This is a genomic window from Agaribacter flavus, from assembly GCF_042646125.1.
In the GTDB taxonomy this organism is placed as follows: domain Bacteria; phylum Pseudomonadota; class Gammaproteobacteria; order Enterobacterales; family Alteromonadaceae; genus Glaciecola; species Glaciecola flavus.
Genome location: NZ_JBHRSW010000005.1, coordinates 53317 through 67639 on the forward strand (window position 1 = coordinate 53317; position 14323 = coordinate 67639).

General features: G+C 42.1%; 10 protein-coding genes. 6 read left to right on the forward strand and 4 right to left on the reverse strand.

Going from position 1 to position 14323, the window contains the following annotated elements; translation table 11 throughout:
- Positions 1 to 16: 16 nt before the first annotated feature.
- On the reverse strand, positions 17 to 3163 hold the full coding sequence (locus ACFOHL_RS02395) for an efflux RND transporter permease subunit (RefSeq protein WP_376918603.1): 3147 nt from the start codon (positions 3161 to 3163) through the stop codon (positions 17 to 19).
- Entirely contained in the window at positions 3160 to 4338 is a 1179-nt protein-coding gene (locus tag ACFOHL_RS02400) for an efflux RND transporter periplasmic adaptor subunit (RefSeq protein ID WP_376918604.1), read from the reverse strand. Before ACFOHL_RS02400 ends, ACFOHL_RS02395 begins: the two co-directional genes overlap by 4 nt.
- 146 nt (positions 4339 to 4484) lie before the next feature.
- Between ACFOHL_RS02400 and ACFOHL_RS02405 the strand changes: the two genes are divergently transcribed.
- From ACFOHL_RS02405 to ACFOHL_RS02425, 5 genes are all read left to right on the forward strand, one after another.
- A complete protein-coding gene (locus ACFOHL_RS02405; RefSeq protein WP_376918605.1) occupies positions 4485 to 5297 on the forward strand; it encodes an alpha/beta fold hydrolase in 813 nt (270 codons plus the stop codon).
- A gap of 87 nt (positions 5298 to 5384) precedes the next feature.
- Positions 5385 to 5603, forward strand: a complete 219-nt coding sequence (locus ACFOHL_RS02410; protein WP_376918606.1) for a DUF2788 domain-containing protein — start codon at positions 5385 to 5387, stop codon at positions 5601 to 5603.
- Positions 5604 to 5626: 23 nt separating this feature from the next.
- Complete coding sequence (fldA, locus tag ACFOHL_RS02415) at positions 5627 to 6151, forward strand: flavodoxin FldA (protein WP_376918607.1); 525 nt, start codon at positions 5627 to 5629, stop codon at positions 6149 to 6151.
- A gap of 200 nt (positions 6152 to 6351) precedes the next feature.
- A complete protein-coding gene (locus ACFOHL_RS02420) occupies positions 6352 to 7404 on the forward strand; it encodes an HD domain-containing phosphohydrolase (RefSeq protein WP_376918608.1) in 1053 nt (350 codons plus the stop codon).
- Between the two features lies 1 nt (position 7405).
- Entirely contained in the window at positions 7406 to 11590 is a 4185-nt protein-coding gene (locus ACFOHL_RS02425) for a transporter substrate-binding domain-containing protein (RefSeq protein ID WP_376918609.1), read from the forward strand.
- Positions 11591 to 11611: 21 nt separating this feature from the next.
- On the opposite strand, the gene ACFOHL_RS02430 is transcribed toward ACFOHL_RS02425, so the two are convergent.
- Entirely contained in the window at positions 11612 to 12154 is a 543-nt protein-coding gene (locus ACFOHL_RS02430) for a hypothetical protein (protein ID WP_376918950.1), read from the reverse strand.
- 99 nt (positions 12155 to 12253) lie between these two features.
- Between ACFOHL_RS02430 and ACFOHL_RS02435 the strand changes: the two genes are divergently transcribed.
- A complete protein-coding gene (locus ACFOHL_RS02435) occupies positions 12254 to 12745 on the forward strand; it encodes a response regulator (protein ID WP_376918610.1) in 492 nt (163 codons plus the stop codon).
- Here the strand turns inward: ACFOHL_RS02435 and ACFOHL_RS02440 are convergent.
- A complete protein-coding gene (locus tag ACFOHL_RS02440) occupies positions 12631 to 14289 on the reverse strand; it encodes a hybrid sensor histidine kinase/response regulator (protein WP_376918611.1) in 1659 nt (552 codons plus the stop codon). The two genes, ACFOHL_RS02435 and ACFOHL_RS02440, sit on opposite strands and share 115 nt — an antisense overlap.
- Positions 14290 to 14323 lie beyond the last annotated feature (34 nt).

A 14323-nucleotide genomic window follows, 5' to 3' on the forward strand; every position in this document is an offset into this window, starting at 1 on the left:
AGAAAGGCCTTCCCTGCTATGCAGCAGAGTTTTGTCGTTCACTCTCCAAGCGTCTCTTGCCTTTAAACAGGCGTTTGAAGTCATCGAGAATAAGGTAAAGTGAAGGAACAAGCACTAAAGTAATCACGGTAGCAAACAAAATACCAAAGGCCAATGAAATTGCCATTGGAATAACAATTTGAGCTTGCAAGCTCCGCTCTAGTACAATAGGGACTAAGCCAAAAAATGTAGTTAACGAAGTCAAGACAATTGCCCTAAAACGCTGAGTGCCCGCACTCGTAACAGCATCGAGTAAGGCTTTACCTTCTGCCCTCGCGCGATTAACAAAGTCAACCATGATCAAAGAATCATTCACAACCACGCCCGATAGCGCAATGATCCCCATCAAGGAGAGTACACTCACGTCTTTACCAAAAATGAGATGACCAATGATGGCACCCACCACGCCAAAAGGGATGACAGACATAATAATAATAGGCTGACTATATGATTTTAAGGGAATCGCCATTAAGGCATAGATTGCCAGCATCGCAAAGATAAATCCCTGAAGAAGCGAAACCAAGCCATCTTGTTGTTCTCTCGACGCACCTTGCAGTTTAAAGGTGACTTGGGGGTATTTAGCCAATATCTCTGGGGCAACTTTAGTCATTACCTCTCTTATGATTTCACCAGGCTCCACGATATCGGTATTGAGTTTAGCGGTAACGGATATCGCACGCTCGCCGTCTACCCGTTCTATCGTAGAGTAGCCTTTGGCCAGCGTTACATCGGCCACTTGGCTAAAAGGAATATCGTCACCATTCGGCGCCCTGACTCGCATATTCTCGAGATGCCCAACAGAATTTCGCTCCTCCTTTGGATAGCGGATCATCACTTTGACTTCCTCATCATCGCGCTGTATGCGTTGTGCCTCAGCCCCAAAAAATCCAAATCGAACTTGTTGCGCTAATTGAGATAAAGAAATGCCTAGCGCTTCGGCTTGAGGTTTAAGCGCGAGTTGAATTTCGTCGCTGCCACCACTAAAGCTATCGTTAACTTCAGACACACCGTCGTAAGTTTCTAAATAACGCTTTAATTCTTTACTCACTGCCCTTAAGGCATCCACATCCTTTGAACTGAATTCGAGAGATAAATCATTTCCACCGGGTCCGCCACCCGCCGCTCCAATTGTGAGCGTTCTGACGCCGGCCATTTCTGGCACGTACTTTCGCCATACTTCTTGGATATCGACATCCGTAATATCACGTGTTTCACCTTTGGTAAGCTCAATTAAAATTTGCCCACCCAGCGCGCCTTCATCAAAAGCCAAAACATGTTTGATAACACCACTACCGGTATTTTCCGCCATCTCATCATTCATCTGATCAGCAGCAGCCAATATTGCATGCAAAACCTTATCTCGCTGCGCTAGAGAACTGCCCGCTTCCATCTCTACTCTCGCCGTCATAAAGTCACTGGGTATAGTAGGGAAAAATACAAATCTCACAATTCCCCCGCTAAACAAACCAACTGTGAGAATGATCATGGCGATAAAAGCAGCTAGTGTAGTGTATCGGTTGACAAGCGCGGTCGTTAAAAAAGGCTTGTATTTATTGTGAATAAAGGACTGCAACTTATCGTTAAATCTGATCCGCAATAATTGCAGTTTCGTTTTCTTCTTGTCCTTAGGGGGCATTTTCATATGCGCCAGATGCGCGGGTAATATTAACTTTGATTCAATCAAAGAAAAAATCAAACAAAACACCACAACAATCGCAATCGTTTTCCATATAATGCCAAATGTGCCCGAAACCATTAGCATAGGAGAAAATGCTGCAATGGTAGTAAGTACACCAAATGTTGCTGGCATCGCTACGCGTTTTACCCCGCGCACCACATTATCAGTACTGTGTCCGTGGGCGTTGATTTCAGAATAAGCCGACTCCCCCATTATAATGGCGTCGTCAACGACTATCCCCAATACTAGAATAAAACCAAATAAACTGAGTAAATTAATGGATACATTTATTCCGTCGAGTGGCATTAACATCAATGTGCCTAAAAAGCATACCGGCAATCCAACCATTACCCAAAACGCCAGTTTTAGATTCAAGAAAATAGTTAAAATTATAAACACCAGCAGGGCACCCAAAACCATATTGGACAACATCATATTGAGTCTATCAGCTAGATAAAATGACGAATCTCCCCACGAATCGGCTTGAATATTGGGAGGCAAACTATTTTTTTTGTCATCAAGGTATTGATTCACAGATTTGGATATTTCGAGGGCATTTTGGTCACCCACGGCTTGTACTTCTATCGTTACCGCTGTTTTTCCATTGAAAGACGTAAATTGATCTTGCTCGACAAAACCATCATAGATTTTAGCAATATCACCAATCAACAACCGCGTACCGTCGCTTCGATTGATTAAGGATATTTTCGCAAAGTCGTAAGCGGTGTACGCTTGTCCTTTTGCACGCAGCAAAATATCACCGTTTTCAGATTTGATTGAGCCACCGGGAATATCCACCGAGCTTTGTCTAACGGCGTTCACTACATCGCTAAAAGTAAGATCATAGGCTTGAAGCTCTTGTTCAGCAATTTCAATAGATACTTCGTAATCCCTTGTTCCGTATACATTGACAGTAGAAATGCCAGGAAGATTGGCTATGTCATCACGCAGTTCATTCGCCACTTCCTTGAGCTCTCTTTCGCTAACGTTGCCATAAACAGATAACCAAATGACACTTTGCGGTGCTTTGGCCCTGTATACAACGGGTTTCTCAGTATTTTCGGGGAACGAAGGAATAGCATCCACCTGAACCTTGACTTCATCTAAGAGCGTCTGCACGTCATAATCATCTTCAACTTCTATTGATACAGTACCTAAACCCTCACGCGCACGGGATGTGTACTTTTTGATCCCTTCTAGATCTTTTATGGCTTCTTCAATTTTTAGAATAACGCCTTCTTCGACTTCTTGCGGCGCAGCACCCAAATAAGGCACTTGGATTGAAATTACATTCAAAATAAACTGTGGAAATACCTTTTTTTGTACTTGTAGTATTCCAAATAATCCACCAATGATAATGATGATCATCAACAAATTGGCGGCAACGCTATTTCGGGCAAACCAAGCAATGATGCCTGATTGAGTATCAATGGTAGATGTACTCATAACTCACCTTCATCTATATTTTCATGACCTGGGGACAGTACTTTTGGTGGCGCAACCTTTCTCACCGGCATACCATCGTAAGCCGAGGACACCGCACTTAAGACAATTTCATGCGAGGTATCCAGACCTTTACTAATGTAAACGTTTGTTTCGTCGGTTCGCGTGACTTCCACATCGTTAATACGTAACTTGTTATCTTGGTCAACACTCAACACCGTGCCATCAAGCCGGAGTACGTGGCGAGGCAGTTTAATCACATTTTCCGCGTCTACCCCCGAAATAACAGCACTGACAAATCGCCCAAATCGCAAAGGAGAAGGATGGACATTGCCTTTTAAATTATACGGATCTTGAATTTCTACGACCCCATAACTGACGCGGCGATTTTCATCTAACACCGCTTCATCTCTCACTAATCGCCCTTGCCAAAACACTTGTTTACCGGCTACGCTGGCTTGCATGCTCACATTAGGCTGTTGTTGCTTAATGTTGCCGACAAAAGCGACATCATCATCTGTCAGGGGTAAGCGAACCTCTGCTACTTCTGTCGAGTAAAGTTCGCCGACTTGCCCGCCTAAAGGTAAAAATTGCCCTAAATCAATACTTCGAGATTTTACTAAACCATCGTAAGGCGCCCTTATTTTTGTTCTTTCGAGATTGCGTTTAGCACGTTGTAAATTAGCTTTTGCGGCTTTTAAATTCGCCTCTTCGCGAGCCAATTGCGGTTTGCGTAAACCCAAGGCCGGCGGCGTACCTGAATTGACAGACTGCCATTCTTGTTTAGCAACATTTGCTCTGGCTATTTCCTCATCGAGTGCCGCTTGTGCTCTCGCAAGCTCGGCTTCTTGTAAACGCAAGTCTGTTTCGTAGTCATCACTTTCAAGTGTGACTAGTACATCACCCTTATTGAAAAATCCGCCTTCAACAAAATTGTCAGAGAGTGACACCACCCTACCACTGACCTGCGCGCTCAGCATCGTGCGATGCTTAGGTTGTACTGAGCCTTGTGCGTATACTAAAAACTCTACGTTTTCTAATTCAATTGCTTGAGATTCAACCAAAAATTCGGGAGGCTTGACTTCTTTTTTTTCAGGCTCTGGCTTTGTAGCAATCAAAACGACAGTCACAACCACAGCTACTACTAGGATCAATATTGGAATGCCTACTTTTCTCATTTGAATCTCTTATTGTTATGTTGGCTATATGCCTGTTAAGGGTCTGTCGAGTAAAAAATTATACGTTGATTCTAGCTAGAAAAACTATCAAGCTACGTCAATTGATGGTAATTAATCCTGCATAAATTGTGTCTAAATGTTGCAAAATGAAAACAGATAACAGCTTCAACCCAATCATACTCAACAGTGTCCTACATGGACAAAGTGCTTCTACTAATAAACCAGTGATTGTTCTGATCCATGGCTTGTTTGGTAGCATGGACAATTTGTCCGCATTACGGCGTCATTTTGAACAAGACTATCAAGTAATCAGTGTCGATTTACCCGACCACGGTCAATCCCCTCACCTCTCACAATTTTCTTTTGAAATATATGCAGATGCCGTTATTCATACTGTGCAGGAGCGCACGCAAAACAAAATAATACTAATCGGTCACTCACTTGGTGGAAAGGTAGCGATGCGTATCGCACAAAAAATGTCATCTCAAGTAAAAGCACTGATTGTCTTGGACATCGCCCCCGTCAAATACGCATCACGCCACCAACAAGTTTTTTCAGCCTTGAACAATGTAGAGCTTACGTCTATCACCTCACGAAAAGATGCCCAACAGGCTTTAGCACAGTATCTCGACGAACCCGCCACGCAATCGTTCCTATTGAAAGGCTTATATCAACAAAGCGATAGCAGTTGGGCGTGGCGATATAACGTGACAGGTTTGCACAGAGATTATGCCTTACTGAGTGACTGGCCATACGAAGATGCAAGCTATTCAGGCGCGACACTTTTTGTGAAAGGAACAGAGTCGGATTACATTACCAAAGCTCACCAGTCCACTATTCAGTCTTTGTTTCCCCGCGCCACAGCAAAACTTGTACAAGCAGGCCATTGGCTACATGCAGAAAAACCACAAGTAGTTAACGCGGTAATTACAAACTTTTTACGTGTCAACATAAATTGATCTGTATCACTTTGAAAACATCATGATCGCTTAAAGTTCATCATTGTTTTGTGCTAGTATGCGCCCAGTAATTTTTGAGGTAGTAATATGTCGCCGGAGAAATATCAACAAATCGAATCCATTGCACTCAACTTTGGTTTAGTGGGTTTATTCGCTTTAATGTTTTTCGCCGTGCACGATATTATGAAGAAAAATGATGTACCCATGCTTGGGCGTTGTGTGGCTTATGGCGTATTGGGTCTTGGCGCACTCGGATTTGTTGCTAAGGGCATTATTCAAATATTTTGGATGTCCAGTGGCGTTTAAGAGTTAAAGTTGGAGTAAGTTAAATGGCAAGTGTTGGATTATTTTTTGGCAGTGATACGGGTAATACTGAGCACGTCGCTAAAATGATTCAGAAAGAATTAGGTAAGCAACTCATCGACGTGCACGACATTGCAAAGAGCACCAAAGAACAAATCGCTGAGTTTGATTTATTGATATTTGGTATCCCGACCTGGTACTACGGCGAAGCGCAGTGCGACTGGGATGACTTTTTCCCTGATCTGGAAGAAATCGACTTTGAAGATAAACTCGTGGCTATTTTTGGTTGTGGCGACCAAGAAGACTACGCAGAATACTTCTTAGATGCGATGGGTATGATCCGTGATATCGTTGAGCCAAAAGGGGCAATACTCATTGGTCAATGGCCGACTGAAGGTTATGATTTTGAGGCCTCTAAAGGCTTAGCAGATGACGACCATTTTGTAGGTTTGGGCATTGATGAAGACAGGCAGCCAGAACTTACCGATGATCGTGTAAAAGCTTGGTGTGCACAAATTAAAGAAGAAATGTGTTTAGATCAACTTGGGTAGTAAGCAATTTACTGCCCCACTCCCCTAATATTCGCACACATACTACTTCACTCACGTCCCCTCTCTGCCTAATAAAAAATTCAATTTCCTTCAAAAATTACCAATAAATTCATAGGGTTTAAACCGTTCTTCTTGCTACTTGATAGAAGAAAAAACGTGTGCTTTAATTATCACCACATTGATGCCAGAAGGTTTTTGATTTGAAAAGTGGCAAGGATATTAGAATATTAATCGTTGATGACGTATCTGAAAACATCCAGGTTGCCATGAATATTTTAAAGGAAGAAAGCTATTCATTCTCCTTTGCAACCAATGGTGAAGAAGCAATTGCCTTAGTTACTAAGAACAGCTTCGACCTTATTTTACTCGATATCATGATGCCGAAGATTAGTGGCTTTGATGTATGTAATGCCATCAAAAAAATGGATCACGCTAAAGATATCCCCATTGTATTTTTAACAGCCAAATCGGATGCTGACTCGATATCAAAAGGATTTTCCCTTGGTGGTGTCGACTATATAGTCAAACCCTTTCATGCCGACGAGCTTATCGCCAGAGTCAAAACGCATGTCGAACTTTCTTTAAGCAGACAAGCCATTCAAAAGCGAGCCGACGAATTTGAAAACAAGGCGCACTATCAAGCGATACGGCTAGCTGAGGAAATCGAAAGCAGTCAAGTCGAGCTCATTTTTATCCTGATGGAAATAATGGAATCGACGTCAGACGAAACGGGAAAACACATCAAACGCGTCGCCGAAATGTGTCAACTCATGGCAAGCTATGTACCCTTCTTAAATGAAGAAGACATGAAAACGCTGTTTTTGGCGTCTCCTATGCACGATATAGGTAAGATTGCCATTCCTAAAGAAATTCTTCACAAGCCCGGTAAACTTAGCCCAGAAGAAATGACAATTATGAGAACTCATGCACAAAAGGGGTATGACTTACTCAAAAAATCAAAACGTCGCCTATCGACTGCAGCAGCAATTATTGCTAGAGAGCATCACGAAAAATGGGACGGTACAGGATATCCGCGAGGCCTAAAAGGGGAAGAAATTCATATTTACGGCAGAATAGTCGGCTTGGTAGACGTATTTGATGCCTTAACGCATAAACGACAATACAAAGATGCGTGGCCGATTGACGATGCAATAACGTACATTACCGAACACAGCGGCTCTCATTTTGATCCGAGTTTAGTAGCAATACTCACCGATCATTTAGCCGAGTTTGTCGCGATAATTCATCAGTAATATGCGAATTGTATGCTTGGCCTTAACCCTTTTGTGTTCCATGTGGGTATGGGCGCAAGCGACAAACAATTCAGAATTACTCACGCCGGAAGAACAAAAGTGGTTGAACAACAACCCAAAAATTAGAGTTGGCGCAAGTCTAGACTGGACGCCGTTTAACTTTGTAAATGAAAAAGGGCAATATCAAGGTATTGCCAGAGACTACCTGGATTTAGTCGCAAAATACACGGGGATACAGTACGAATTTGTCGCTGATACTTGGCAAAACAACCTCGCTAGGATCCAAAACAACGAAATTGATCTTTTACCCGCTGTTTATAGAACAAGGGAAAGAGAAGCTTACCTGAATTTTTCTCGCCCCTATTTCGAAGCTCTGGATTACTTCTTTGCCCATCAAGATCTACAACTCAACACATTTGAAGATTTAAATTACAAAAAACTGGCCGTCCCAAAAGCGTATGCACACCGTGAAATCATTAATCAACACTTCCCGAAGATTGAAATTATTGATGCGGAAAGCTTTGGTGATGCCATCGATTTAGTCTTAGAAAGAAAAGCTGACCTGCTTTTTGATACCTATGGTGCCTTAGTGTACACCCTTGAAAAAGAGGGGATCAGTACAATTAAGCCATTCAAATCCACCCGCCACTTGGGAAAAAACCCGATACATGTAGCGACAAACAAGCATAAGCCCATACTCGCGCAAATCATTCAAAAAGGCTTAAATGCAATTAGCGACAACGAGCAAAGGGCTATCCATAACAAATGGTTCAAAACAAAGGCACAGAATAATGAGTATTCGCCCAACTTTGCCGTATCACAAAATTTACTCAAATTAAGCCCCCAAGAATTAGAATGGATTGACGAGCATCCTGTCATAAATGTTGCAGGCGATTATTCTTGGGCACCCTTCGAGTTTAGAAACGATCAAGGCTTACACGATGGACTGGGACAGGATTTACTCACGAATATATCCGATTTAACAGGGTTACAGTTTCATGTGACCACCGACGTTTGGGAAAAATCCTTGCAGCTAGTAAAAGACAAGGAGCGAGACTTACTGGTTGCCGCCTTTAAAACAGAAGAAAGAAAAGACTACTTACTGTTTTCCAATCCCTACGTCAGCGTACTGAATTATTTCTTTATCCGAGACACACTAAGCATTCAAGCGCTAAGTGACCTAAGAGGAAAGCGACTCGCGATTATCAAAGATAGTGCTAGGGAAAAGGAAATTCATCAGCTCATCCCTGATCTAGAAACCGTATATGTCGAATCCCCCGATCAAGCCATTGCTTATCTTGTTGAAATTAAAGCGGATGTTTTGTACGACCCTTACGCAGTCATCAATTACATTTTGCAAAAACAAAACATCTCTGGAATAAAGCCTTTCCAGAGCATCCCTAACTCGCCGGTGAACAATTTACATATCGCCGTGCGAGATGACTTTCACTTGCTAGTGAGCATATTAAATAAAGCACTTGTCTATATCGAAAATAACAACATGCAAGCGCTAACCAACAAGTGGCTGGGTACTGATCAACAATACAGCCCCAGAGCAATGGTATCTATCAGTGAAGAAGAACAAGCTTGGTTAAACGAAAATAACGTATTTACGATCGTGGGTGATCCCGACTGGATGCCTTTTGAAGGCAAAAACGCAAATAATCAACACCAAGGTATTGTCAAAGATTATTTAGATATCTTTACTCATGTACTCGGAGTCGAATTCAATTATTTACCCACGGACAGTTGGCAAGCTAGCAAAGAGTTAGTTTTTGCCGGAAAAGTAAACATGGTATCAGCATTTCCTGACTATCAACCTTTTCAAAATTTGGCCTTTACAGATAGTTACATCAATACCCCTATAGTGTTTGTCACGCAAAACGAAAACAAATACATTGAGGATATATCTCAAGTATTGCACAAACGCATTACGCTCCTAAAAGACTACCCCAGTACAAAAGACTTGATAAACAAGTATCCGAGTATCTCGTTTAGTTTGGTGACAAGCCCTGAACAAGGGCTTGACGATTTGTCTTCAGGCAAGACGGATGTATTTATAGGTTCACTCGCACAAGTCAACTATCAAATTGCTGAAAAAGGCTATGCAGGCCTGCGGGTAGTAGGGAAAACACAATACAATCTTGCTATTAGCTTTGCTATTGACCAAGAGCATGCGCCACTCATTCCCATATTAAACAGAGTGTTAACAAACATAAGCCCTGCTGAAAAACAAAGCATTTTAGACAAATGGGGTAACCGCGATTTAGTGGTGAAAACAGACTATACCTTGGTCTTCGGCATTGTCTTGGTCGCCAGTTTTATCATTGCATTTATCTTTATATGGAACCGGCGACTTCAACAAGAAATTACGCTTAGAACGCAAACTGAACTATCCCTAAAGCAAGTCGAAAAAAACTTGAGGATGGTGATAGAAAACATCCCCATTATTATTTACGTTGCGGAGTACGAAACGAATAAATTATTAATGGCCAATCCCTATGCGACGGACGCACTCAGCATCAAAGACAAAGACGTTAGCACTTTGTCATCAACGCGATTTTACGATAAAAAACTGGGTAATGTGTCTGAAAAACAAGTAGAAATTACTGACTACAATGGCAATAAAATTGATGGCTTACTCTCTATTATTCCCATACGCTTTCAAGGTAAAAAAGCACTGTTGCATATTGTCGTGAACTTGAGTGAGCGCGTGGCTATGGAACGTGCACTAGAAGAAGCCAAAAATAACGCAATCAGTGCCAATAATGCTAAGTCAGAGTTTTTGGCAAACATGAGTCATGAAATTCGCACGCCAATGAATGCGATAATTGGCTTTACCGAATTGCTTCATGAGCAAGTGCAAGATAACAAACTAAAGTCTTTCGTCAAAACGATTAAATCAGCGGGCAACGCCCTACTCCTTTTAATAAACGATATTCTCGACCTGTCTAAAATAGAAGCAGGCAAACTTACCCTATCAAAAGAAGTCTGCAACCCACACAGTATATTTGAAGAAGTAAGCAACATTTTCACGATGAACGTCAGAAGCAAAGGCTTAGACTTTATGCTGGAAGTAGACGAAAAGATACCCAAGGCTCTACTGCTAGACGCAACACGTATTCGGCAAATTTTATTTAATCTTGTTGGCAATGCCGTAAAATTTACCGACAAAGGTATGATTACACTGCGAGCCACAGCGCTTAACGAAGACGACATTCACAGTAAGATTGATTTGCGTATAGACGTAGAAGATACCGGCATTGGTATTCCTGAAGACAAACTCAAGCAGATTTTTGAGAGCTTTCAACAACAAGAAGGTCAAAGTGTCAGAAAGTACGGCGGTACTGGGTTGGGCTTGAGTATCAGTAAACGCCTAACAGAGCTGATGGACGGCACTATATCGGTAAACAGCAAACCGGATCTCGGCTCTTGTTTCTCAGTTTATTTGAACGCTGTGGATATTGCTTCTATTGAACAAACCCGCGTTGATGCTTCTCCCCATGCCCAGCCAGATAAAATAGTGGCATTTAATTGCGGGAAAGTGCTTATCGTTGATGACGTTGCCGACAATCGACGTTTACTAGTTGAAATATTCAAAACGCTTGGAATTGAATATGAAGAAGCAAGCAACGGCAAAGAAGCTGTGCAATTAGCAGATATGAATCACTACGATGCCATTATTATGGATATAAGAATGCCGGAAATGGATGGTTATCAAGCGGCTGAACTAATCAAAACGAGTACACCAAACACGCCAGTTATCGCGCTCACTGCATCAGTGATGCGAGACGACTATGAGCGCAAACGCCGAGAAAACTTCTCAGGTTATTTGAGAAAACCGGTTCTCAAAAAAGAGTTAATTGAAGAGCTAAAAAAATATTTACACCATTCTGAAAATACCCTTACCGAGGCAAACTCCGTTGCCGCTTCGGATATTCCAGACGTGCTCAGAGACATGCTTACAAGCACCTATGCATCTGAATGTGAAGCATTAAAACTAGACAACGATTTAGACCGCATAGCAAATTTTGCTCAGCGCTTGTTAGTCCTGAGTAAACAATACGAGTCTAATACGCTAGAAAACTATGCCAATAGCCTCATAGAGGCAACTGACATATTTGATATTCTTGCAATTAAAGCCACCCTTAGCGAATTTGATACACTTTTGGATAAAGCTTGTTGAGGTATTTTGCGTAACACTCAATTAAGCTAGCTTCCTCAAATGTGATACGCCCCAGAAGTTATTGCTCTTTTCCATAAGTGTCCAGCCCCTTTTTCGCAGTATTCCCCGAACATGCAGATTCATGTATCCATGCCCAAATTGCACGACTGCGCCCTTTGTTTGGGCAAGATTTTCCAAGTTGTTAGAGACCAACAGTGCTCTTTGTTTTGCGTCATCGTATGATTCAAAATTTCCCTTTAACCCCAATATCCATAAGGCACGACAAAGATACACCCATGTCATGGGTTTAAGCTTAAATGGTAGCCTGTAATAAGGGATATCCATTTCGCGATACACGATATCCACTTCATTGGGTAATGTCCCCGTATAGATTTCGGCTGAATGTACGGCGCGGGTAAAATCACTGGAGACAGAGTAATAGCGCTTAAACTCTTCCTCTATGTTTTTAGGTCGGCTATGTATCATCACATCCGATTTATTGTAGCGTCTAAGCCATTTTAGGTAGCCACTTGCACAAAGAGAAGGGCTATCCGCCGAACTTGGTTTTCCGTGCCTGATTAACACTATTTCCAATACTGCATTCCTTAGAGTTGGTTGAGCTTTACTCAGAATGCCTTATTATACAAAAAGTAGCTGCCAAGCCGAGAGAGTATACAATTCAAAATGAAGATAATAATCTTGGACGACCATGCCCTATTTAGGGAAGGTCTACAGTATATTCTTCAAGCCATTGATAGAAATATCGAGGTCTTGCAAGCACCCAGCTTAAAAGACGCGCAATATTTGTTATCGTCACACGCTGAAATAGAGCTTTTGCTCATTGATTTAGATATGCCGGTCAATGACGGCTTTGAAGCATTGGATTTGTTTACAACACTTTATCCAACATTGCCTTGTGTGATCCTGTCAGCATCAACAAAACGAACAGACGTAGAAAAAGCCTTAGAACATGGTGCATTGGGTTATATTTCTAAAGCCTCCAAGGGCGAAATATTGCGCAATGCTTTAAAACTCATTTTGTCGGGCGAAATTTACATTCCCTACGACATTATGCTGAGCGAACGCAGACAAGATAAAAACCTGCGCGTCAAATTAACTGAACGGCAACTAGAAGTCATGGCACTCAGGCCATTTCGTTCATTTTTGAGCCGATAATCTGCAATAATGCAATCAGGGCATATATTTTCATCCTCTATTTTTCGCAGCGCTTCAGCCTGTTCGCGGGCTAAAAGTGTTTGATAGCCCCAACCTTGCAATAAGGCTTGCATACCCTCTAATATGCTTTGTTCGTCATCAATAATTAAGACTGTCCCAAGCCTATGCTCATTGGTATGCGTATTATACGAATCAGATAGAGCATGCGTTGCGGTTTGTGCCTTTGTAACTCTGAGAGAAAACGTACTGCCAATGTTTTCTTTCGATTCTACGCGTATTTCACTGCCAATTAGTTTTGCTACCCGAATTACAATCGACAAACCCAAGCCCAACCCTTTGTTTCTGTCTCTCTCGGGGTTGTGCAACTGGATAAACTCGTTAAAAATACGAGATTGATCTGCTAAGGGTATGCCGATACCCGTATCCTTAACAGCTATCCAGTAAGCATCTTGCTCTTGAACCAAGCTGATGGCAATTTCTCCCTCTTTGGTATACCGAATCGCATTTGATAATAAGTTTCTCAATATCAACGCTAAGAGCGTTGGATCAGTGTAAAAATTTGCACTGACGGTTTCCCAACGCATCGATAGTTTTTTCTCTCTCGCCAATGGCATAAACTCGTTTCGTAACTTATCAAACAGTTCTTGCGCGCTAAAATTCATTTTTTGCGGTGTCAAACTCCCTGCGTCTAGGCGAGAAATATCCAACAATGCATCCAACAACTCCTGCAAGGCCATGACCGACTGGTTAATTTGCTTAGTTAACTTTTTCGCTTTTTCTTTATCGTCGAGGGCATCGTCTAAAGCTGCACTGAATAAACTCAAGGCATGAAGTGGTTGACGCAAATCATGTGAAGCCGCAGCTAAAAACTTAGATTTTGATAAATCCGCCTGCTCCGCTGCTTCTTTTTGTATTTTGAGTTGTTCAATCAACGCTAGGTTTTGATACCGCAAACGGAGTGACTTTAAAATGACTTGATTGCCCTTTTTTGCCGCGCCCACTTGCGTAATCATTACGAGACAAACAGCAAGTGCATTGATGTGAAAATCACTTGGGTAAGCCTCTGCAACCACCCACACTACACATACAAAGTAAGGCAATGAAAACGCGTAAAACACTTTCAAATATACGGCATGAGAGCTAGCAGACGCCGACACCATTACCATAAACATGGCAAACCAAGCCGCTTGTTTAGGGACACTCAAATCTGGAAAAAACAGGAGTGTGGCAATGCCCCAGCCCGCTCCCCAAACAATCATAATTAGAGAGAAAGCGCGAATGTGAATAAGTGCGATATCTGTTTCTGGTATACGATTAAACCAGCTAATAAAAAGATAGCGCAGGCCTAAGATTGAAAATGCCACACCCGCCCATGTAAACACTAGGATCTTATTGCTGGTGTCGAAGCAGATAAACACTGTAAAAGCGATAGTGAGTGCGGCTGCAACAAAAATTTCGATATGCGGTCGACAACACTCTTTGATCTGTGCTTTGACGATCTTGTCATTTAAGGGAGCTGTCTGCATCGCTGTCGAAACGTCCATTTTTTAAATCCGATTATCCACGATAGCCACGCCC